The sequence below is a fragment of the Shigella dysenteriae genome, from assembly GCF_022354085.1.
GTDB classification, from domain to species: domain Bacteria; phylum Pseudomonadota; class Gammaproteobacteria; order Enterobacterales; family Enterobacteriaceae; genus Escherichia; species Escherichia coli.
In genome coordinates this window covers 4,465,403-4,487,555 of the sequence record NZ_CP055055.1, presented here as the reverse complement: position 1 = coordinate 4,487,555, position 22,153 = coordinate 4,465,403, and the positions used below count along the sequence as shown (strand labels likewise).

Genomic DNA, 22,153 nt, shown 5'->3' with positions numbered 1-22,153 from the left:
GAAAAATACCCAGCATAATCCCCTGAATGGTAGTGAATTATTCCGCCCTTTGTGCCGTTATTTTATGCTGACAAAGGCACTTTTTTCTGTTTATCTATCAATAAATTCAGAATATTATCTGTTCTTAATCGACTGAAAAATAGGGACTTTAATCGCTATTATCACAAAATACTGCGCTAAACCCTTAATCAGACAGGCAAAAACAGTGCAGTATAAAAAAAGAACAGTCTGATTTGTTAACACATAAAAACAAAGCAACACAACATCACGAATGGGGATTTTTGACTATGAAACGGAATGCGAAAACTATCATCGCAGGGATGATTGCACTGGCAATTTCACACACCGCTTTAGCCGACGATATTAAAGTTGCCGTTGTCGGCGCGATGTCCGGCCCGATTGCCCAGTGGGGCGATATGGAATTTAACGGCGCGCGTCAGGCGATTAAAGACATTAATGCCAAAGGGGGAATTAAAGGCGATAAGCTGGTTGGCGTGGAATATGACGACGCCTGCGACCCGAAACAAGCCGTTGCGGTCGCCAACAAAATCGTTAATGACGGCATTAAATACGTTATTGGTCATCTGTGTTCTTCTTCTACCCAGCCTGCGTCAGATATCTATGAAGACGAAGGTATTCTGATGATCTCGCCGGGAGCGACCAACCCGGAGCTGACCCAACGCGGTTATCAACACATTATGCGTACTGCCGGGCTGGACTCTTCCCAGGGGCCAACGGCGGCAAAATACATTCTTGAGACGGTGAAGCCTCAGCGCATCGCCATCATTCACGACAAACAACAGTATGGCGAAGGGCTGGCGCGTTCGGTGCAGGACGGGCTGAAAGCGGCTAACGCCAACGTCGTCTTCTTCGACGGTATTACCGCCGGGGAGAAAGATTTCTCCGCGCTGATCGCCCGCCTGAAAAAAGAAAACATCGACTTCGTTTACTACGGCGGTTACTACCCGGAAATGGGGCAGATGCTGCGCCAGGCCCGTTCCGTTGGCCTGAAAACCCAGTTTATGGGGCCGGAAGGTGTGGGTAATGCGTCGTTGTCGAACATTGCCGGTGATGCCGCCGAAGGCATGTTGGTCACTATGCCAAAACGCTATGACCAGGATCCGGCAAACCAGGGCATCGTTGATGCGCTGAAAGCAGACAAGAAAGATCCGTCCGGGCCTTATGTCTGGATCACCTACGCGGCGGTGCAATCTCTGGCAACTGCCCTTGAGCGTACCGGCAGCGATGAGCCGCTGGCGCTGGTGAAAGATTTAAAAGCTAACGGTGCAAACACCGTGATTGGGCCGCTGAACTGGGATGAAAAAGGCGATCTTAAGGGATTTGATTTTGGTGTCTTCCAGTGGCACGCCGACGGTTCATCCACGGCAGCCAAGTGAAAATCCCACCGCCCGTGAAATGCGGGCGGGTTTAGAAAGGTTACCTTATGTCTGAGCAGTTTTTGTATTTCTTGCAGCAGATGTTTAACGGCGTCACGCTGGGCAGTACTTACGCGCTGATTGCCATCGGCTACACCATGGTTTACGGCATTATCGGCATGATCAACTTCGCCCACGGCGAGGTTTACATGATCGGCAGCTACGTCTCATTTATGATCATCGCCGCACTGATGATGATGGGCATTGATACCGGCTGGCTGCTGGTAGCGGCGGGATTCGTCGGCGCAATCGTCATTGCCAGCGCCTACGGCTGGAGTATCGAACGGGTGGCTTACCGCCCGGTGCGTAACTCTAAGCGCCTGATTGCACTCATCTCGGCAATCGGTATGTCCATCTTCCTGCAAAACTACGTCAGCCTGACTGAAGGTTCGCGCGACGTGGCGCTGCCCAGCTTGTTTAATGGTCAGTGGGTAGTGGGTCATAGCGAAAACTTCTCTGCCTCTATTACCACCATGCAGGCGGTGATCTGGATTGTCACCTTCCTCGCCATGCTGGCGCTGACGATTTTCATTCGCTATTCCCGCATGGGGCGCGCCTGTCGTGCCTGCGCGGAAGATCTGAAAATGGCGAGCCTGCTTGGCATTAACACTGACCGGGTGATTGCGCTGACCTTTGTGATTGGCGCGGCGATGGCAGCGGTGGCGGGCGTACTGCTCGGTCAGTTCTACGGCGTCATTAACCCCTATATCGGCTTTATGGCCGGGATGAAAGCCTTTACCGCTGCGGTGCTTGGTGGGATTGGCAGCATTCCGGGAGCGATGATTGGCGGGCTGATTCTGGGGATTGCGGAGGCGCTCTCTTCTGCCTATCTGAGTACGGAATATAAAGATGTGGTCTCATTCGCCCTGCTGATTCTGGTGCTGCTGGTGATGCCGACCGGTATTCTGGGTCGCCCGGAGGTAGAGAAAGTATGAAACCGATGCATATTGCAATGGCGTTGCTCTCTGCCGCCATGTTTTTTGTGCTGGCGGGCGTCTTTATGGGCGTACAACTGGAGCTGGATGGCACCAAACTGGTGGTCGACACGGCTTCAGATGTCCGTTGGCAGTGGGTGTTTATCGGCACGGCGGTGGTCTTTTTCTTCCAGCTTTTGCGCCCGGCTTTCCAGAAAGGGTTGAAAAGCGTTTCCGGACCGAAGTTTATTCTGCCCGCGATTGATGGCTCCACGGTGAGGCAAAAGCTGTTTCTCGTGGCGCTGCTGGTGCTTGCGGTGGCGTGGCCGTTTATGGTTTCACGCGGGACGGTGGATATCGCCACCTTGACCATGATCTACATTATCCTCGGCCTCGGGCTGAACGTGGTGGTAGGGCTTTCTGGCCTGCTGGTGCTGGGTTACGGCGGCTTTTACGCCATCGGCGCTTACACCTTTGCGCTGCTCAATCACTATTACGGCCTGGGCTTCTGGACCTGTCTGCCGATTGCCGGGTTAATGGCAGCGGCGGCGGGCTTCCTGCTCGGTTTTCCGGTGCTGCGCCTGCGCGGCGACTATCTGGCGATCGTTACCCTCGGTTTCGGCGAAATTGTGCGCATATTGCTGCTCAATAACACCGAAATTACCGGCGGCCCGAATGGTATCAGTCAGATCCCGAAACCGACTTTCTTCGGCCTCGAGTTCAGCCGTACCGCCCGTGAAGGCGGCTGGGACACGTTCAGTAATTTCTTTGGCCTGAAATACGATCCCTCCGATCGCGTTATCTTCCTCTACCTGGTGGCGTTGCTGCTGGTGGTATTAAGCCTGTTTGTCATTAACCGCCTGCTGCGGATGCCGCTGGGTCGCGCCTGGGAAGCGTTGCGTGAAGACGAAATCGCCTGCCGTTCGCTGGGCTTAAGCCCGCGTCGTATCAAGCTGACCGCCTTTACCATCAGCGCCGCGTTTGCGGGTTTTGCCGGAACGCTGTTTGCGGCGCGTCAGGGCTTTGTCAGCCCGGAATCCTTCACCTTTGCTGAATCAGCCTTTGTACTGGCGATAGTGGTGCTCGGCGGTATGGGCTCGCAATTTGCGGTGATTCTGGCGGCAATTTTGCTGGTGGTGTCGCGCGAGTTGATGCGTGATTTCAACGAATACAGCATGTTAATGCTCGGTGGTTTGATGGTGCTGATGATGATCTGGCGTCCGCAGGGCTTGCTGCCCATGACGCGCCCGCAACTCAAGCTGAAAAACGGCGCAGCGAAAGGAGAGCAGGCATGAGTCAGCCATTATTATCTGTTAACGGCCTGATGATGCGCTTCGGCGGCCTGCTGGCAGTGAACAACGTCAATCTTGAACTGTACCCGCAGGAGATCGTCTCGTTAATCGGTCCTAACGGTGCCGGAAAAACCACGGTCTTTAACTGCCTGACCGGATTCTACAAACCCACCGGCGGCACTATTTTACTGCGCGATCAGCATCTGGAGGGTTTGCCGGGGCAGCAAATCGCCCGCATGGGCGTGGTGCGCACCTTCCAGCATGTGCGTCTGTTCCGTGAAATGACGGTAATTGAAAACCTGCTGGTGGCGCAGCATCAGCAACTGAAAACCGGGCTGTTCTCTGGCCTGTTGAAAACGCCTTCTTTCCGTCGCGCCCAGAGCGAAGCGCTCGACCGCGCCGCCATCTGGCTTGAGCGCATTGGTTTGCTGGAACACGCCAACCGCCAGGCGAGCAACCTGGCCTACGGTGACCAGCGCCGTCTGGAGATCGCCCGCTGCATGGTGACGCAGCCGGAGATTTTAATGCTCGACGAACCTGCGGCAGGTCTTAACCCGAAAGAAACGAAAGAGCTGGATGAGCTGATTGCCGAACTGCGCAATCATCACAACACCACTATCTTGTTGATTGAACACGATATGAAGCTGGTGATGGGAATTTCGGACCGAATTTACGTGGTCAATCAGGGGACGCCGCTGGCAAACGGTACGCCGGAGCAAATCCGTAATAACCCGGACGTGATCCGTGCCTATTTAGGTGAGGCATAAGATGGAAAAAGTCATGTTGTCCTTTGACAAAGTCAGCGCCCACTACGGCAAAATCCAGGCGCTGCATGAGGTGAGCCTGCATATCAATCAGGGCGAGATTGTCACCCTCATTGGCGCGAACGGGGCGGGGAAAACCACCTTGCTTGGCACATTATGCGGCGATCCACGCGCCACCAGCGGGCGAATTGTGTTTGATGATAAAGACATTACCGACTGGCAGACGGCGAAAATCATGCGCGAAGCGGTAGCGATTGTCCCGGAAGGGCGTCGCGTCTTCTCGCGGATGACGGTGGAAGAGAACCTGGCGATGGGCGGCTTCTTTGCCGAACGCGACCAGTTCCAGGAGCGCATAAAGTGGGTGTATGAACTGTTCCCGCGTCTGCATGAGCGCCGTGTTCAGCGGGCAGGCACCATGTCCGGCGGTGAACAGCAGATGCTGGCGATTGGTCGCGCGCTGATGAGCAACCCGCGTTTGTTGTTGCTTGATGAGCCATCGCTCGGTCTTGCGCCGATTATCATCCAGCAAATTTTCGACACCATCGAGCAGCTGCGCGAGCAGGGGATGACTATCTTCCTCGTCGAGCAGAACGCTAACCAGGCGCTGAAGCTCGCTGATCGCGGCTACGTGCTGGAAAACGGCCATGTAGTGCTCTCCGATACTGGTGATGCGCTACTGGCGAACGAAGCAGTGAGAAGTGCGTATTTAGGCGGGTAAATTATCAATAACCCGGCAGCTAAGTTCTGCCGGGTTATTCGTCCGTATACAGACTTGTTTCAACTGACCGGGAGGATTAAAACCAGACCACTTATTTGCCACGGAAAGGTTCCCTCCCATGCATTATGCCGTTGTTGTCATGCTTGAACTGCTTTGCTGTATTCACGCTTACCGTACCGGACAAGAGCGGTACTGGATTTTTATCATTTTCTGTTTTCCGGTGATTGGCTGCGTGGCGTATTTCGTCATAGTGATGCTGCCTGAAACGGGCGCTGACCGTCACGGGCATACTTTGCTGATGCGCCTGCAGGACAAACTAAACCCTGAGCGCCACCTGCGCAAATTAACCGAAGAACTGGCGATTGCCGAGACGAATCAAAACCATTATGCGTTGGCTAATGAACTGGCGCGTCTGGGGCGTTATCACGAAGCTGTTCCCCATTATCAGCAGGCGTTAAGCGGGATATTCGCCCATGAAGCGGCAATGATGCTAAGCCTGGCGCAGGCACAGTTTGCTATTCAGGAGTTCGCCGCCTGTCAGCAGACGCTGGAAGATGTGATGCGTTATAACCCTGATTTTCAGTCGGCAGACGGGCATTTGTTATTTGCCAGAACGTTAGCCGCACAAGAAAAATACGCTGATGCGGAAAGCGAGTTTGAAGTATTGATTTCTTATTACCCCGGCCCGCAGGCGCGTATTTACTATGCGGAAATGTTGGCGAAAATGAGTCGGTTACGTGAAGCCAACGAGCAGTATGTTGCCGTGGTTGATACGGCTAAACGCTCAAGACCTCATTATAGAAAACACCACCGGGAATGGATTAAGACCGCCAATGAGCGGCTGAAGCAGAGTGTGGTGCAATGAAAATCTTCTTTGCCGTTAGACCAGTGTCGCGGCAATCTTTTGTTAAAATTGAAAAATGTAGCTCTCATCGGGCAGCAAAACTGGACGCAGAATTTGCTGCCATTTTTGCTCTTCATGGTAAGGAGTTCTGGCGATTAGCTGGCCGTTAATCGCCTCTTTTCAGTGCATTCTCGGGATATCCGTGCCCCATCTCCCATTTTCCCTTACCCGTACCGTCACCGCCTTGTCATCTTTCTGACACCTTACTATCTTACAAATGTAACAAAAAAGTTATTTTTCTGTAATTCGAGCATGTCATGTTACCCCGCGAGCATAAAACGCGTGAATTCGCGCATTCGGTACAACAAGAGAGATAAACGATGAAACCGTTACATTATACAGCTTCAGCACTGGCGCTCGGACTGGCGTTAATGGGGAATGCACAGGCAGTGACAACCATTCCGTTCTGGCATTCTATGGAAGGGGAACTGGGTAAAGAGGTGGATTCTCTGGCCCAACGTTTTAACGCCGAAAACCCGGATTACAAAATTGTACCGACCTATAAAGGCAACTACGAACAGAATTTAAGCGCGGGGATTGCCGCATTTCGTACCGGCAACGCTCCGGCTATTTTGCAGGTTTATGAAGTTGGCACCGCCACCATGATGGCGTCGAAAGCCATTAAACCGGTGTATGACGTGTTTAAAGAGGCGGGGATTCAATTCGATGAGTCGCAGTTTGTGCCGACGGTTTCAGGTTACTATTCCGACAGCAAAACCGGCCACTTACTCTCCCAGCCGTTCAACAGCTCGACCCCCGTTCTCTATTACAACAAAGACGCCTTCAAGAAAGCAGGATTAGACCCGGAACAGCCGCCGAAAACCTGGCAGGATCTGGCGGACTATTCTGCAAAACTGAAAGCCTCCGGCATGAAGTGCGGCTACGCCAGCGGCTGGCAGGGCTGGATCCAACTGGAAAACTTTAGCGCCTGGAACGGTCTGCCGTTTGCCAGCAAAAACAACGGCTTTGACGGCACGGATGCGGTGCTGGAGTTCAACAAGCCGGAGCAGGTGAAACACATCGCCATGCTCGAAGAGATGAACAAGAAGGGCGATTTCAGCTACGTCGGGCGTAAGGATGAATCCACCGAGAAGTTCTATAACGGTGATTGCGCGATGACCACCGCCTCTTCCGGTTCTCTCGCTAATATTCGCGAGTACGCCAAATTCAACTATGGCGTAGGCATGATGCCTTACGACGCCGATGCGAAAGATGCACCGCAAAACGCCATTATCGGCGGGGCCAGCCTGTGGGTGATGCAGGGCAAAGATAAAGAAACTTATACCGGCGTGGCGAAGTTCCTCGACTTCCTCGCTAAGCCAGAAAATGCTGCCGAGTGGCATCAGAAAACTGGTTATCTGCCAATCACCAAAGCGGCGTATGACTTGACTCGTGAGCAGGGCTTTTATGAGAAAAACCCAGGGGCGGATACCGCGACGCGTCAGATGCTGAATAAGCCGCCGTTGCCGTTCACCAAAGGGCTGCGTCTGGGCAACATGCCGCAGATCCGCGTGATTGTGGATGAAGAGCTCGAGAGCGTGTGGACCGGTAAGAAGACACCACAGCAGGCACTGGATACCGCCGTTGAGCGTGGAAATCAGTTGCTGCGCCGCTTTGAGAAATCGACGAAGTCTTAATCAGTGTAATGTCGGATGCGTTTCGCTTATCTGACCTGGCATCGCGTGTAGGCCGGATAAGCGAAGCGCATCCGGCACAGTTCAGGAATTAACCGTAATGTCATCATCCCGTCCGGTGTTCCGCTCGCGCTGGCTGCCTTATCTGCTGGTCGCGCCGCAGCTCATCATCACCGTTATCTTTTTTATCTGGCCTGCGGGCGAAGCGTTGTGGTACTCGCTGCAAAGCGTCGATCCGTTTGGTTTCTCCAGCCAGTTTGTCGGCCTGGATAACTTCGTCGCGCTGTTTCATGACAGCTACTATCTCGACTCCTTCTGGACGACGATAAAATTCAGCACCTTTGTCACCGTCAGCGGTTTGCTGGTATCGCTGTTCTTTGCGGCGCTGGTGGAGTACATCGTGCGCGGCAGTCGTTTCTATCAAACCTTGATGCTGCTGCCGTATGCCGTGGCTCCCGCCGTTGCCGCCGTATTGTGGATCTTCCTGTTTAACCCCGGTCGCGGGCTGATCACCCATTTTCTCGCTGAGTTCGGCTACGACTGGAACCACGCGCAAAACAGCGGTCAGGCAATGTTTCTGGTGGTGTTTGCCTCAGTATGGAAGCAAATCAGCTACAACTTCCTGTTCTTCTATGCCGCGCTGCAATCCATTCCCCGTTCGTTGATCGAAGCCGCAGCCATCGACGGTGCAGGGCCGATTCGCCGCTTCTTTAAGATTGCGCTGCCGCTTATCGCCCCGGTGAGTTTCTTCCTGCTGGTAGTGAACCTGGTGTATGCCTTCTTCGACACCTTCCCGGTGATCGACGCCGCCACGTCCGGCGGGCCGGTTCAGGCCACCACGACGCTGATTTATAAGATCTACCGCGAAGGCTTTACTGGACTGGATCTGGCTTCGTCTGCCGCACAGTCGGTGGTGTTGATGTTCCTCGTCATCGTGCTGACGGTGGTGCAGTTCCGCTATGTTGAAAGCAAGGTGCGTTACCAATGATTGAGAACCGTCCGTGGCTGACGATATTCAGCCATACCATGCTGATCCTCGGGATCGCGGTGATCCTCTTCCCGCTGTACGTGGCGTTTGTCGCGGCGACGCTGGATAAACAGGCCGTCTACGCCGCGCCGATGACGCTCATCCCCGGCACGCATCTGCTGGAAAACATCCACAACATCTGGGTAAACGGGGTAGGCACAAATAGTGCGCCGTTCTGGCGGATGTTGCTTAACAGCTTCGTGATGGCGTTCAGCATTACGCTCGGCAAAATTACCGTCTCGATGCTCTCGGCATTCGCCATTGTCTGGTTTCGTTTTCCGCTGCGTAACCTCTTTTTCTGGATGATTTTTATCACCCTGATGTTGCCGGTTGAAGTACGTATCTTCCCGACGGTGGAAGTCATCGCCAACCTGAAGATGCTCGACAGCTACGCCGGTTTAACGCTGCCGCTGATGGCCTCGGCGACCGCGACGTTTCTTTTCCGCCAGTTCTTTATGACCCTACCGGATGAACTGGTGGAAGCCGCGCGGATCGACGGCGCGTCGCCAATGCGCTTCTTTTGCGACATCGTTTTTCCGTTGTCCAAAACTAATCTGGCGGCGTTGTTTGTGATCACCTTTATTTACGGCTGGAACCAGTATTTGTGGCCGTTGTTAATTATTACCGACGTGGATCTCGGCACCACCGTGGCAGGGATCAAAGGGATGATCGCCACTGGCGAAGGCACCACAGAATGGAACTCAGTGATGGCGGCGATGTTGTTAACGCTTATCCCTCCGGTGGTGATTGTTTTAGTGATGCAGCGTGCCTTTGTGCGCGGCCTGGTCGATAGTGAGAAATAAGATGGCAGGACTGAAATTACAGGCAGTAACCAAAAGCTGGGATGGCAAAACCCAGGTGATTAAACCGCTGACCCTTGATGTGGCGGATGGCGAATTTATCGTGATGGTCGGGCCGTCTGGCTGCGGGAAATCGACGCTGCTGCGTATGGTTGCCGGGCTGGAGCGGGTGACGGAAGGCGATATCTGGATCAACAATCAGCGGGTGACCGAAATGGAGCCGAAAGATCGCGGGATTGCGATGGTGTTCCAGAACTACGCGCTTTATCCGCATATGAGCGTCGAAGAAAACATGGCGTGGGGGCTGAAAATTCGCGGCATGGGCAAGCAGCAAATTGCCGAGCGCGTTAAAGAAGCAGCGCGCATTCTGGAACTGGACGGTCTGCTTAAGCGCCGCCCGCGCGAGCTTTCCGGCGGTCAGCGTCAGCGTGTGGCGATGGGCCGCGCGATTGTGCGCGATCCGGCGGTGTTCCTGTTTGATGAGCCACTCTCTAACCTCGATGCCAAGCTGCGCGTACAGATGCGTCTTGAACTGCAACAGCTGCACCGTCGCCTGAAAACGACATCACTCTACGTTACTCACGATCAGGTTGAGGCGATGACCCTCGCCCAGCGAGTAATGGTGATGAACGGCGGCGTTGCCGAACAGATTGGCACACCAGTAGAAGTCTACGAAAAGCCCGCCAGCCTGTTTGTGGCGAGTTTTATTGGCAGCCCGGCGATGAATCTGCTGACAGGCCGCGTGAATAACGAAGGCACGCATTTCGAACTGGACGGCGGTATTGAGCTGCCGCTAAACGGTGGCTACCGTCAGTATGCCGGGCGTAAAATGACCCTCGGCATTCGCCCGGAACATATTGCGCTAAGCTCGCAGGCAGAAGGTGGCGTACCGCTGGTGATGTATACGCTGGAGATCCTCGGCGCAGATAACCTGGCGCACGGACGCTGGGGCGAACAGAAGCTGGTGGTACGGCTGGCGCATCAGGAGCGCCCGACGGCAGGCAGCACGCTGTGGCTGCATCTGCCGGAAAATCAGCTACATCTTTTTGATGGTGAAACAGGACAACGAGTATGAGTAACTGGCCTTATCCCCGCATCGTCGCCCACCGTGGCGGCGGTAAACTGGCCCCGGAAAACACCCTGGCGGCAATCGACGTCGGGGCAAGATACGGTCATAAGATGATCGAATTTGACGCGAAGTTATCGAAAGATGGCGAGATCTTCCTGCTTCATGACGACAATCTCGAACGTACCAGTAACGGTTGGGGCGTCGCGGGTGAACTGAACTGGCAGGATTTACTGCGCGTGGATGCAGGCAGTTGGTACAGCAAAGCGTTTAAAGGTGAGCCGCTGCCGTTGCTTTCGCAGGTGGCGGAACGCTGTCGCGAACACGGGATGATGGCGAATATCGAAATCAAACCCACCACTGGCACCGGGTCGTTGACGGGCAAAATGGTGGCGCTGGCGGCACGCGAACTGTGGGCCGGTATGACGCCACCGCTGCTGTCATCGTTTGAGATTGATGCTTTAGAAGCTGCACAACGGGCGGCACCGGAATTGCCGCGCGGTTTGTTGCTGGATGAATGGCGCGACGACTGGCGCGAACTGACCGCGCGGCTGGGCTGCGTCTCTATTCATCTCAATCATAAGTTACTCGATAAAGCGCGAGTGATGCAGTTGAAAGACGCCGGATTACGGATTCTGGTTTATACCGTCAATAAACCCCAGCGCGCGGCAGAGTTGCTGCGCTGGGGCGTGGATTGCATCTGTACTGATGCGATTGATGTTATTGGTCCGAACTTTACGGCCCAATAGTTTTCAGCGGAATGTCAGGCTGCGGCGTGCTGGGTGGATTCAGCATGTCGCCGTTTTTCCTCTGTTGCAGCATATGCTGCTGATTTAGCGAACTATCCGGATTATGGTTGTTGTTTAACATCCCGCCGTTGGTGTTGGGCAGCATTTGCTGCCGGGCGGGGTTTAGCTCCCCCGGCTGCGACTGCAATACCCGCTGAGAGTTGCTATTAATCTGATTTTCTAAATGCTGCTGTTGTAATTGCGTCTGCGTTTTCAGTTGCTGATTCAGCATCCCTTTTTGCTGGATTTGCTGAGTCTGCATCTGGGTTTGCATCCGCTGCTGGCTGGGGATCTGATATCCCGGCTGGTTGGGGTTATTCAGAGTATTAATGGGCTGTGCAAAGCCGACAAACGGCAGGAGTGCCGTCAAAAGCAGAAGTCGTTTCATCGCGTATCCTCCTCTGAAGATATCCTTTAAGTTTACTCTGTTCCCGGCGAAACGATGATTATTTCAGAGTTATACACCAGGCTTAAGTGGGGAAGGCCCCTCACATAACTGGAGAATAACGATGATAAAACCGACGTTTTTACGCCGGGCGGCGATTGCTACTTTGCTTTCAGGATGCTGTTTTAGTGCCGCCGCCGCGCCACCTGCGCCGCCGCCCGTTTCGTATGGCGTGGAGGAAGATGTCTTCCATCCGGTACGCGCGAAGCAGGGAATGGTAGCGTCTGTGGACGCCACTGCCACCCAGGTGGGGGTAGATATTCTAAAGGAGGGCGGGAATGCCGTTGATGCCGCTGTGGCAGTGGGGTATGCGCTGGCGGTAACACATCCGCAGGCAGGGAATCTGGGCGGCGGTGGTTTTATGCTGATCCGATCGAAAAATGGCAATACCACCGCTATCGATTTCCGCGAAATGGCGCCCGCCAAAGCAACACGCGATATGTTCCTCGATGACCAGGGCAACCCGGACAGCAAAAAATCACTCACTTCGCATCTGGCTTCCGGCACACCGGGTACGGTCGCGGGCTTCTCGTTGGCGCTGGAGAAGTACGGCACCATGCCGTTGAATAAAGTGGTGCAACCGGCGTTTAAACTGGCACGCGATGGTTTTATCGTTAACGATGCGCTGGCCGACGATCTCAAAACCTACGGTAGCGAAGTGTTGCCGAATCACGAAAACAGCAAAGCTATCTTCTGGAAAGAGGGGGAACCGCTGAAAAAGGGTGACAAGCTGGTGCAGGCGAACCTCGCAAAGAGCCTGGAGATGATTGCCGAAAACGGCCCGGACGAATTCTACAAAGGCACGATTGCGGAACAGATCGCCCAGGAGATGCAGAAAAACGGTGGCTTGATCACTAAAGAAGATTTAGCGGCCTATAAAGCGGTCGAACGTACACCGATTAGCGGCGATTATCGCGGGTATCAGGTTTACTCCATGCCACCGCCATCTTCCGGCGGGATCCATATCGTGCAGATCCTCAATATTCTGGAAAACTTCGATATGCAGAAATACGGCTTTGGCAGTGCCGATGCGATGCAAATCATGGCAGAGGCTGAGAAATACGCCTACGCCGACCGCTCGGAATATCTTGGCGATCCGGATTTTGTCAAAGTCCCGTGGCAGGCGCTGACCAATAAAGCCTATGCCAAATCTATTGCCGATCAAATCGATATCAATAAAGCGAAGCCATCCAGCGAAATTCGCCCTGGCAAGCTTGCGCCTTATGAGAGTAATCAAACTACCCATTACTCAGTGGTGGATAAAGACGGTAACGCGGTAGCGGTGACCTATACGCTGAACACCACCTTCGGTACGGGGATTGTCGCGGGCGAGAGCGGTATTTTGCTCAATAACCAAATGGATGATTTCTCCGCCAAACCGGGCGTACCGAACGTTTACGGGCTGGTGGGCGGTGATGCCAACGCCGTCGGGCCGAACAAACGCCCGCTGTCGTCGATGTCACCGACCATTGTGGTGAAAGACGGTAAAACCTGGCTGGTGACTGGCAGCCCAGGCGGGAGCCGGATTATCACCACCGTGCTGCAAATGGTGGTGAATAGCATCGATTATGGCATGAACGTCGCCGAAGCGACTAATGCGCCGCGTTTCCATCACCAGTGGTTGCCGGACGAGCTGCGTGTCGAGAAAGGATTTAGCCCGGATACGCTCAAGCTGCTGGAAGCAAAAGGTCAGAAAGTGGCGCTGAAAGAGGCGATGGGCAGTACACAAAGCATTATGGTTGGGCCGGACGGTGAGTTGTACGGCGCATCCGACCCGCGCTCGGTGGATGATTTAACTGCGGGGTATTAAGGTTAGCGGCCCTCTTCGTGGGAAGAGGGCTGTTTTCTTGAACAAGATAAATTAGTGTCTGGATTGCTTTTACTATTGCTCCGTAATATATAATCATAATTATCCTGAATGCTTTTAAGGGGCTTAGGTTATGCTTTCTTTTCAAGAGTATGCAGAATAGTTTTTCATTTACCGTGAAAATAGGACGTGTGATAATTACTTCCTGATATTCAGGAAAGGAATTAACTATGCTATTAAATAAACTGTAGTTATAGTTCATTTTAGAGTGTAATTTATTGATTTAAATATCACGATTTGTGTTGTTTATGTGCATAATGGCATTCATCATGACTTTGATCGATTTTGTAAAGTGTTTTTAAGGGGGCATAATGAAAGCAAAATACGTGATTCTCTCTGTGCTTAATAAACAAGAACTCTTCTATTTAAAATCAAGATACAAAGAAATGAAGAAACTTGCTAATAAGCATGAAGTCTCTCTCGTAGAACAAAATTTCATTGATGCTATTATTTCAATGGTGGGTTATTGCTCTTTGGGGTTTGGGTTGGTAAGTATAGTTAATGGGATATTGCTTGTATTCTCATTTTTTCAGGATAACATGTTGAAAAGTTTTTTTCTGTCTTCAATCGTTAGTATTGCCATGTTCGCTATTCTTATCATACACAGAAAACTGGATACTAAATTCTCTTACCAATTATGCCTCAAAATGTTTTATCTTAAAATTAAGTTATTCTGTTATTGTATTCCTGCACCAGTTGTAGTTCCTGATATATTCATTAATAATTGATGTGGCATATGATTATTGAGGCCATGTTTTATCCTCAAATTTGTATTTTTCATCATAAAATGTAACCTTGAATTTTTTTACAGTAGAACTAATTTGTATGATTTTTAAAGGGGTAGGTTTTAATGAGAATTTATTTTTAAAATCAACTGATGTGTAATGAAATAATCGTCCTGTACCAGGTCTATTTCCTAATGAAGGACGAATCAATCTATTATACTTAGGTACGATTTTCATGCCTGAATATCCACCATATGCAGTAATCGAAAAGTCCACGATGCTGTATGCATAATCAGCAGAATTAATATCACCTCCCATTTTTTTTGCTATTACTCTGTAGAGTTCACGGGTGATGCTGCCAACTTACTGATTTAGTGTATGATGGTGTTTTTGAGGTGCTCCAGTGGCTTCTGTTTCTATCAGCTGTCCCTCCTGTTCAGCTACTGACGGGGTGGTGCGTAACGGCAAAAGCACCGCCGGACATCAGCGCTATCTCTGCTCTCACTGCCGTAAAACATGGCAACTGCAGTTCACTTACACCGCTTCTCAACCCGGTACGCACCAGAAAATCATTGATATGGCCATGAATGGCGTTGGATGCCGGGCAACCGCCCGCATTATGGGCGTTGGCCTCAACACGATTTTCCGCCATTTAAAAAACTCAGGCCGCAGTCGGTAACCTCGCGCATACAGCCGGGCAGTGACGTCATCGTCTGCGCGGAAATGGACGAACAGTGGGGATACGTCGGGGCTAAATCGCGCCAGCGCTGGCTGTTTTACGCGTATGACAGGCTCCGGAAGACGGTTGTTGCGCACGTATTCGGTGAACGCACTATGGCGACGCTGGGGCGTCTTATGAGCCTGCTGTCACCCTTTGACGTGGTGATATGGATGACGGATGGCTGGCCGCTGTATGAATCCCGCCTGAAGGGAAAGCTGCACGTAATCAGCAAGCGATATACGCAGCGAATTGAGCGGCATAACCTGAATCTGAGGCAGCACCTGGCACGGCTGGGACGGAAGTCGCTGTCGTTCTCAAAATCGGTGGAGCTGCATGACAAAGTCATCGGGCATTATCTGAACATAAAACACTATCAATAAGTTGGAGTCATTACCGAGTTCACGTATTGGACCTGAATCATACTCGTTAAAAAATAAAGGTGATAAGCTTTCATAAAAATTATTCGCCCCATGAGCAACTAATGTGACGCCTATACCTTTTATTCGGTTTGAATGCACTACCTTACCAAATTTCAACGCGCCAACCCCGCCTACGACCTGTCCTACAGATGCAACAATATCGAAACTTAAGTTCACATATTTTATCAAACCATGTTCTTCGAAAATATCAGTAGTGATATATTTATCATAATTTTCTTGTCTGAAAAGTTGATATTCTTTTCTTGCTGTTTCTGACTCCATTTTTAATTCATTGATAAGTCGTGTTTTTTCATTGATGTCATATGAAGAATTGAATCTGTGAGTAATATCATTAATAGTATTTTCTATTTCTTGCAGATACTCGAATCTAACTAATGGGGACTCAATAAAAAATGTTGAAGCAAGTGTTGCGGTTTTGCGTAAAGAAAGGGCATATTTGTTAAGATCATATCGTAAATGACTTATAGCTGCTGTACCCATTAAGTAGACTCTCTATCCATAAACAAACAGTAATAACTATTGCTTGCGAAAATATGTTCTCTTTAATAAGAAATATTAACGAGTAATGATTCAAAAGTCTCTTGATGTTACAAATTATTTCAAAATGATGGTGGTAATATAAGGAAAAACTCAAATTAGATGAACAAAACTAATTATTCACATTGGTAACAGGCAATTTGAGAATATTCTTTACTTCACCCGCGCCATATAATACGCATCGACATATTCACCATTACGCAATGCGTACTTCTTACCAGTCCCTTCAATTTCAAAGCCGTATTTTTTATAGACCTTAATTGCCGGGGCGTTATCGACAAACACGGTTAGTTCAATGCGATCTACCCGCAACCAGTTGTCGCACATTTCAATCATCTCTCGCATAAGGGCGCTGGCGACGCCGCGATTCTTCCAACGGGAGTCGACACAGATACCAAAATCGGCAACATGACTGCGGCGTGGGCGCTGTTGCACGTCAATGGTGAGATGGCCCACGACGTCTCCATCAATACAGGCGACGAGTTGCTTGATGCCGGGACGATCGGCGAGTCGCTCCTGCCACATATGATCGGAAGGATGAGGCACCTGTAGTGTGTTGTAATACACCTCCGGCTGGGCGTGAATCTGCCTGATGGCCTCGTAATCGCGCGTTTCAGCATGGCGTATCACTATCTCACTCATTCCTTTGTCCTCTTTGGGGTAAATGTCCCTTTCAACATCATTGACTTTCGAATGCGAGTCAAATGCATTTTTTTGCAAAAAGTGTTGGACAAGTGCGAATGAGAATGATTATTATTGTCTCGCGATCAGGAAGACCCTCGCGGAGAACCTGAAAGCACGACATTGCTCACATTGCTTCCAGTATTACTTAGCCAGCCGGGTGCTGGCTTTTTTTTTTGATCTTTCGTTCTCAATTTATCCTCGGGAAGTGCTTGTGTTCGTTATGCGCACTCCAGTAGGAACCACGTCCGCTTTGCGCTAAGGTGTAAATAACCACCTTAAAAAGGACGAAATCATGGTCATCAACTGCGCCTTTATTGGCTTCGGCAAAAGCACCACCCGTTACCATCTGCCGTATGTACTTAACCGCAAGGATAGCTGGCATGTCGCGCATATTTTTCGCCGCCATGCAAAGCCGGAAGAACAAGCTCCCATTTACTCTCATATCCATTTCACCAGCGATCTCAACGAAGTGCTAAACGATCCCGATGTTAAGCTGGTTGTTGTCTGCACCCATGCGGACAGCCACTTCGAGTACGCGAAGCGCGCGCTGGAAGCGGGGAAAAATGTGCTGGTCGAAAAACCGTTCACTCCGACACTTGCGCAGGCGAAAGAGCTGTTTGCACTGGCGAAAAGCAAAGGGCTGACCGTCACGCCATATCAGAATCGTCGCTTTGATTCCTGCTTCCTGACGGCGAAAAAAGCGATTGAAAGCGGCAAGCTGGGAGAGATTGTCGAAGTGGAAAGCCATTTTGACTATTACCGCCCGGTGGTAGAAACCAAACCTGGACTGCCGCAGGATGGCGCGTTCTATGGCCTTGGTGTGCATACGATGGACCAGATTATTTCTCTGTTCGGTCGCCCTGATCACGTCGCTTATGACATCCGCAGCCTGCGTAATAAAGCCAACCCGGACGACACCTTTGAAGCGCAGTTGTTTTATGGCGATCTAAAAGCCATCGTCAAAACCAGCCATCTGGTGAAAATCGATTATCCGAAATTTATCGTTCACGGTAAGAAAGGTTCGTTTATTAAATACGGTATCGACCAGCAGGAAACCAGCCTGAAGGCTAATATTATGCCGGGCGAACCGGGATTCGCAGCGGATGATTCGGTCGGTGTGCTGGAGTATGTCAATGACGAGGGCGTGACGGTCAGAGAAGAGATGAAGCCGGAGATGGGCGATTACGGGTGCGTTTATGATGCGTTGTATCAAACCATCACCCACGGTGCGCCAAATTACGTCAAGGAATCTGAAGTTCTTACCAATCTGGAAATCCTTGAACGCGGATTTGAGCAAGCCTCTCCCTCCACCGTGACTCTCGCGAAGTAAGTTTGATGGCCCCTCGAATAGTTCAATTTTTTTGAACAGAGGGGTCAATTTTCACCCTCTATCATCCCAGGCAGATCGGGTCCACACTAAGCCCATCGAAATCATTCAGGGGGCGAATACAAATGATCTACTTACGCAAAGCAAATGAACGTGGTCATGCAAATCATGGCTGGCTGGACTCCTGGCATACTTTCTCTTTTGCCAACTATTACGATCCGAACTTTATGGGCTTCTCCGCGCTGCGCGTGATTAACGACGACGTGATTGAAGCAGGGCAGGGCTTCGGCACTCACCCGCATAAAGATATGGAAATTTTGACCTACGTGCTGGAAGGTACTGTTGAGCACCAGGACAGCATGGGCAATAAAGAGCAGGTTCCGGCGGGCGAGTTCCAGATTATGAGTGCGGGTACGGGTATTCGTCACTCAGAGTACAACCCAAGCAGCACCGAGCGTCTGCACCTGTATCAGATCTGGATCATGCCGGAAGAAAACGGCATTACGCCGCGTTATGAACAGCGTCGCTTCGATGCAGTGCAGGGCAAACAACTGGTGCTTTCGCCAGATGCGCGTGATGGTTCATTGAAAGTGCATCAGGATATGGAACTGTACCGCTGGGCGTTGCTGAAAGATGAGCAGTCGGTGCATCAGATTGCCGCTGAACGCCGCGTCTGGATCCAGGTGGTGAAAGGCAATGTCACCATTAACGGCGTGAAAGCCTCGACCAGCGATGGTCTGGCAATCTGGGATGAGCAGGCAATCTCCATCCATGCGGATAGCGACAGCGAAGTGTTACTGTTCGATCTGCCGCCGGTTTAAAACTCAACGGCATCTTTGAAGCCTGCCTTTTTGCAGGCTTCCTCGCTCGCTCCGGTCGCGTGCTGATGTACGCTTCCGGGGTTTTGCCGCGTCGTTAGCACAATGCGATGCAATTGATTTAGTGTATATCTAATAATTGTAAACAAGCACTGTTTTCCCCGGGAAGGTTCTGATGCGTCCGTGTTAAACTAAGAGAATCTATCTCTTTTGTACCTTCAGGACGATGAAAAAGAAAAGACCCGTACTTCAGGATGTGGCTGACCGTGTAGGCGTGACCAAAATGACGGTCAGCCGTTTTTTACGCAACCCGGAGCAGGTTTCCGTCGCTCTACGCGGCAAGATTGCCGCGGCTCTTGATGAACTGGGCTATATTCCCAATCGTGCGCCCGATATCCTCTCTAACGCCACCAGCCGGGCGATTGGCGTCCTGTTACCTTCTCTCACCAACCAGGTTTTCGCGGAAGTATTACGCGGAATCGAAAGCGTCACCGACGCGCACGGTTATCAGACCATGCTGGCCCACTACGGTTATAAACCGGAAATGGAGCAAGAACGTCTCGAATCAATGCTCTCATGGAATATCGACGGACTTATCCTCACCGAACGTACCCACACGCCGCGCACCTTAAAGATGATTGAAGTGGCGGGGATTCCCGTGGTGGAACTGATGGACAGCAAGTCGCCATGCCTCGATATTGCCGTCGGTTTTGATAACTTTGAAGCGGCACGCCAGATGACCGCCGCCATTATTGCTCGCGGGCATCGCCATATTGCCTATCTCGGCGCACGTCTCGACGAACGTACTATCATCAAACAGAAGGGATACGAACAGGCGATGCGGGATGCAGGCCTGGTGCCGTATAGCGTGATGGTTGAGCAATCTTCTTCTTACTCTTCCGGTATTGAACTGATTCGCCAGGCGCGGCGGGAATATCCGCAGCTGGATGGCGTGTTCTGTACTAATGATGATCTGGCGGTCGGCGCGGCGTTTGAATGTCAGCGTCTGGGGTTAAAAGTTCCTGACGATATGGCGATTGCCGGTTTCCACGGTCATGACATTGGTCAGGTGATGGAGCCACGACTTGCGAGCGTGCTGACGCCGCGTGAGCGGATGGGCAGTATTGGCGCTGAACGCCTTCTGGCGCGTATTCGTGGCGAATCTGTGACACCGAAAATGTTAGATTTAGGTTTCACCTTGTCACCGGGCGGATCTATTTAAGCCCACAAATTTGAAGTAGCTCACACTTATACACTTAAGGCACGGATGGATATTGCTTCTGATATTGTCCGGCCGGAGAATGTTACCGATAACAGTTACCCGTAACATTTTTAATTCTTGTATTGTGGGGGCACCACTTTGAGCACGACTAACCATGATCACCACATTTACGTCTTGATGGGCGTATCGGGCAGCGGCAAATCTGCGGTCGCAAGTGAAGTGGCGCATCAACTTCATGCCGCGTTTCTTGATGGCGATTTCCTCCATCCACGGCGCAATATCGAAAAAATGGCGTCTGGCGAACCGCTGAATGACGACGATCGCAAACCGTGGTTGCAGGCGCTGAACGACGCCGCGTTTGCTATGCAGCGCACTAATAAAGTGTCGCTGATCGTCTGTTCTGCATTGAAAAAACACTATCGCGACTTGCTGCGTGAAGGTAATCCGAATCTCTCTTTCATCTACCTGAAAGGCGATTTTGATGTGATTGAAAGCCGCCTGAAAGCGCGCAAAGGCCATTTCTTTAAAACCCAAATGTTGGTGACGCAGTTTGAAACGCTGCAGGAGCCGGGTGCGGACGAAACCGATGTACTGGTGGTGGATATCGATCAACCGCTGGAAGGTGTTGTGGCAAGCACCATTGAGGTTATTAAAAAAGGCAAATAAGTAGTGACTACATTAACGCTTGTTTTAACAGCAGTAGGGTCTGTTTTACTGCTGCTGTTTTTAGTCATGAAGGCGCGTATGCACGCTTTCCTGGCTTTAATGGTGGTGTCCATGGGGGCTGGCCTTTTTTCCGGTATGCCGCTCGATAAAATCGCAGCGACGATGGAAAAAGGGATGGGAGGCACCCTCGGCTTCCTGGCGGTGGTTGTCGCCCTGGGAGCTATGTTTGGCAAGATCTTACATGAAACCGGCGCAGTCGATCAGATTGCCGTCAAAATGCTTAAATCCTTCGGTCACAGCCGCGCGCATTATGCCATCGGCCTTGCGGGGCTGGTCTGTGCGCTACCGCTGTTCTTTGAAGTGGCGATTGTTCTGCTGATTAGCGTTGCTTTCTCAATGGCGCGCCACACCGGTACGAACCTGGTGAAGCTGGTAATCCCATTATTCGCAGGCGTGGCGGCAGCGGCGGCGTTCCTGGTGCCAGGGCCAGCGCCAATGCTGCTGGCATCGCAGATGAACGCCGATTTTGGCTGGATGATCCTGATTGGCCTGTGTGCGGCAATTCCGGGAATGATTATTGCCGGGCCGCTGTGGGGTAACTTCATCAGCCGTTACGTTGAGCTGCATATTCCTGACGACATCAGCGAGCCGCATCTCGGCGAAGGCAAAATGCCGTCCTTCGGATTCAGCCTGTCGCTGATCCTGCTGCCGCTGGTGCTGGTGGGGCTGAAAACCATTGCCGCGCGTTTTGTGCCGGAAGGCTCTACCGCTTACGAATGGTTCGAGTTTATTGGTCATCCGTTTACCGCGATTCTGGTTGCTTGTCTGGTAGCGATTTATGGCCTGGCAATGCGTCAGGGCATGCCAAAAGACAAAGTGATGGAGATTTGCGGTCACGCGCTGCAACCGGCGGGGATCATTCTGCTGGTGATTGGTGCGGGCGGCGTGTTCAAACAGGTGCTGGTTGACTCTGGCGTAGGTCCGGCACTGGGCGAAGCGTTAACCGGCATGGGCCTGCCGATTGCCATCACCTGCTTCGTGCTGGCCGCTGCAGTGCGCATCATTCAGGGTTCTGCAACCGTTGCCTGTTTAACGGCGGTGGGACTGGTGATGCCGGTTATTGAACAACTGAACTACTCCGGTGCGCAAATGGCGGCGCTGTCGATTTGTATCGCCGGTGGTTCGATTGTTGTCAGCCACGTTAACGACGCTGGTTTCTGGTTGTTCGGTAAATTTACCGGCGCGACCGAAGCCGAAACGCTGAAAACCTGGACCATGATGGAAACCATCCTCGGCACTGTCGGTGCCATCGTTGGGATGATTGCGTTCCAGCTGTTGAGTTAATTACTGCGACAAAT

General features: G+C 51.6%; 21 protein-coding genes and 2 pseudogenes. 19 read left to right on the top strand and 4 right to left on the bottom strand.

Translation table 11 applies throughout. From position 1 onward, the window contains the following. The first annotated feature begins 287 nt into the window (after positions 1 to 287). The 11 genes from livK (at position 288) to ugpQ (ending at position 11,304) form a co-directional block, all read left to right on the top strand. Complete coding sequence (livK, locus tag HUZ68_RS21490) at positions 288 to 1,397, top strand: high-affinity branched-chain amino acid ABC transporter substrate-binding protein LivK (protein ID WP_001301528.1); 1,110 nt, start codon at positions 288 to 290, stop codon at positions 1,395 to 1,397. Between the two features lie 47 nt (positions 1,398 to 1,444). Then, a complete protein-coding gene (gene livH, locus HUZ68_RS21485) occupies positions 1,445 to 2,371 on the top strand; it encodes a high-affinity branched-chain amino acid ABC transporter permease LivH (RefSeq protein WP_001295111.1) in 927 nt (308 codons plus the stop codon). Further along, positions 2,368 to 3,645 carry a branched chain amino acid ABC transporter permease LivM gene (gene livM / locus HUZ68_RS21480; protein WP_033815668.1) on the top strand — a complete coding sequence of 426 codons (1,278 nt, stop codon included), beginning with the start codon at positions 2,368 to 2,370 and terminating at the stop codon, positions 3,643 to 3,645. Before livH ends, livM begins: the two co-directional genes overlap by 4 nt. Beyond that, a complete protein-coding gene (gene livG / locus HUZ68_RS21475) occupies positions 3,642 to 4,409 on the top strand; it encodes a high-affinity branched-chain amino acid ABC transporter ATP-binding protein LivG (RefSeq protein WP_000082096.1) in 768 nt (255 codons plus the stop codon). Before livM ends, livG begins: the two co-directional genes overlap by 4 nt. A 1-nt stretch (position 4,410) precedes the next feature. Next, positions 4,411 to 5,124 carry a high-affinity branched-chain amino acid ABC transporter ATP-binding protein LivF gene (gene livF, locus HUZ68_RS21470; protein WP_000416895.1) on the top strand — a complete coding sequence of 238 codons (714 nt, stop codon included), beginning with the start codon at positions 4,411 to 4,413 and terminating at the stop codon, positions 5,122 to 5,124. Between the two features lie 118 nt (positions 5,125 to 5,242). Continuing rightward, positions 5,243 to 5,989: a tetratricopeptide repeat protein gene (locus tag HUZ68_RS21465; RefSeq protein ID WP_000558842.1), complete on the top strand. Its 747-nt coding sequence runs from the start codon at positions 5,243 to 5,245 to the stop codon at positions 5,987 to 5,989. A 359-nt stretch (positions 5,990 to 6,348) separates the two neighbouring features. Next, complete coding sequence (gene ugpB / locus HUZ68_RS21460; protein WP_000803204.1) at positions 6,349 to 7,665, top strand: sn-glycerol-3-phosphate ABC transporter substrate-binding protein UgpB; 1,317 nt, start codon at positions 6,349 to 6,351, stop codon at positions 7,663 to 7,665. A gap of 97 nt (positions 7,666 to 7,762) precedes the next feature. Continuing rightward, a complete protein-coding gene (ugpA, locus tag HUZ68_RS21455; RefSeq protein ID WP_000099276.1) occupies positions 7,763 to 8,650 on the top strand; it encodes a sn-glycerol-3-phosphate ABC transporter permease UgpA in 888 nt (295 codons plus the stop codon). Continuing rightward, the gene (gene ugpE / locus HUZ68_RS21450; protein ID WP_000572164.1) at positions 8,647 to 9,492 is read left to right on the top strand and encodes a sn-glycerol-3-phosphate ABC transporter permease UgpE; all 846 of its coding nucleotides are present in this window, start codon (positions 8,647 to 8,649) and stop codon (positions 9,490 to 9,492) included. Before ugpA ends, ugpE begins: the two co-directional genes overlap by 4 nt. Position 9,493: 1 nt before the next feature. Beyond that, entirely contained in the window at positions 9,494 to 10,564 is a 1,071-nt protein-coding gene (ugpC, locus tag HUZ68_RS21445) for a sn-glycerol 3-phosphate ABC transporter ATP binding protein UgpC (RefSeq protein ID WP_033815669.1), read from the top strand. Next, positions 10,561 to 11,304 carry a glycerophosphodiester phosphodiesterase gene (ugpQ, locus tag HUZ68_RS21440; protein WP_033815670.1) on the top strand — a complete coding sequence of 248 codons (744 nt, stop codon included), beginning with the start codon at positions 10,561 to 10,563 and terminating at the stop codon, positions 11,302 to 11,304. Before ugpC ends, ugpQ begins: the two co-directional genes overlap by 4 nt. Here ugpQ and HUZ68_RS21435 read toward each other — a convergent pair. Further along, a complete protein-coding gene (locus HUZ68_RS21435; protein ID WP_112925139.1) occupies positions 11,291 to 11,731 on the bottom strand; it encodes a DUF2756 family protein in 441 nt (146 codons plus the stop codon). The genes ugpQ and HUZ68_RS21435 overlap by 14 nt on opposite strands. Positions 11,732 to 11,852: 121 nt before the next feature. Between HUZ68_RS21435 and ggt the strand changes: the two genes are divergently transcribed. Together ggt and HUZ68_RS21425 are read left to right on the top strand one after the other, a co-directional pair. Continuing rightward, entirely contained in the window at positions 11,853 to 13,598 is a 1,746-nt protein-coding gene (gene ggt / locus HUZ68_RS21430; protein ID WP_033814690.1) for a gamma-glutamyltransferase, read from the top strand. A 368-nt stretch (positions 13,599 to 13,966) separates the two neighbouring features. After that, positions 13,967 to 14,383, top strand: coding sequence for a hypothetical protein (locus tag HUZ68_RS21425; protein WP_000645170.1), 417 nt, complete (start codon positions 13,967 to 13,969; stop codon positions 14,381 to 14,383). Here the strand turns inward: HUZ68_RS21425 and HUZ68_RS21420 are convergent. Next, positions 14,332 to 14,728 (bottom strand): annotated as a pseudogene (locus HUZ68_RS21420) (DUF4225 domain-containing protein); the annotation flags it as partial. The gene HUZ68_RS21425 and the pseudogene HUZ68_RS21420 overlap by 52 nt on opposite strands. Positions 14,729 to 14,783: 55 nt before the next feature. Between HUZ68_RS21420 and HUZ68_RS21415 the strand changes: the two are divergent. Further along, positions 14,784 to 15,481, top strand: a protein-coding gene (locus HUZ68_RS21415; RefSeq protein WP_095033700.1) for an IS1-like element IS1B family transposase whose coding sequence is annotated in 2 segments (ribosomal slippage) — positions 14,784 to 15,033 and positions 15,033 to 15,481 — 699 coding nt in all. Because the reading frame shifts where the segments join, the coding sequence is not laid out codon by codon here. A gap of 15 nt (positions 15,482 to 15,496) precedes the next feature. On the opposite strand, the pseudogene HUZ68_RS21410 reads toward HUZ68_RS21415, so the two are convergent. Then, positions 15,497 to 16,021: pseudogene (locus HUZ68_RS21410) on the bottom strand (DUF4225 domain-containing protein); the annotation flags it as partial. A gap of 210 nt (positions 16,022 to 16,231) precedes the next feature. After that, positions 16,232 to 16,720: an N-acetyltransferase gene (yhhY, locus tag HUZ68_RS21405; RefSeq protein WP_024257795.1), complete on the bottom strand. Its 489-nt coding sequence runs from the start codon at positions 16,718 to 16,720 to the stop codon at positions 16,232 to 16,234. Positions 16,721 to 17,054: 334 nt separating this feature from the next. Between yhhY and HUZ68_RS21400 the strand changes: the two genes are divergently transcribed. From HUZ68_RS21400 to gntU, 5 genes are all read left to right on the top strand, one after another. Beyond that, the gene (locus HUZ68_RS21400; protein ID WP_033814692.1) at positions 17,055 to 18,092 is read left to right on the top strand and encodes an oxidoreductase; all 1,038 of its coding nucleotides are present in this window, start codon (positions 17,055 to 17,057) and stop codon (positions 18,090 to 18,092) included. Between the two features lie 122 nt (positions 18,093 to 18,214). Next, positions 18,215 to 18,910 carry a quercetin 2,3-dioxygenase gene (gene yhhW, locus HUZ68_RS21395; RefSeq protein WP_000639811.1) on the top strand — a complete coding sequence of 232 codons (696 nt, stop codon included), beginning with the start codon at positions 18,215 to 18,217 and terminating at the stop codon, positions 18,908 to 18,910. Positions 18,911 to 19,133: 223 nt separating this feature from the next. Beyond that, the gene (gene gntR, locus HUZ68_RS21390; protein WP_000730247.1) at positions 19,134 to 20,129 is read left to right on the top strand and encodes a gluconate operon transcriptional repressor GntR; all 996 of its coding nucleotides are present in this window, start codon (positions 19,134 to 19,136) and stop codon (positions 20,127 to 20,129) included. A 138-nt stretch (positions 20,130 to 20,267) separates the two neighbouring features. After that, complete coding sequence (gene gntK, locus HUZ68_RS21385) at positions 20,268 to 20,795, top strand: gluconokinase (RefSeq protein ID WP_000108330.1); 528 nt, start codon at positions 20,268 to 20,270, stop codon at positions 20,793 to 20,795. A gap of 3 nt (positions 20,796 to 20,798) precedes the next feature. Next, complete coding sequence (gene gntU, locus HUZ68_RS21380; protein WP_000210111.1) at positions 20,799 to 22,139, top strand: gluconate transporter; 1,341 nt, start codon at positions 20,799 to 20,801, stop codon at positions 22,137 to 22,139. Positions 22,140 to 22,153 lie beyond the last annotated feature (14 nt).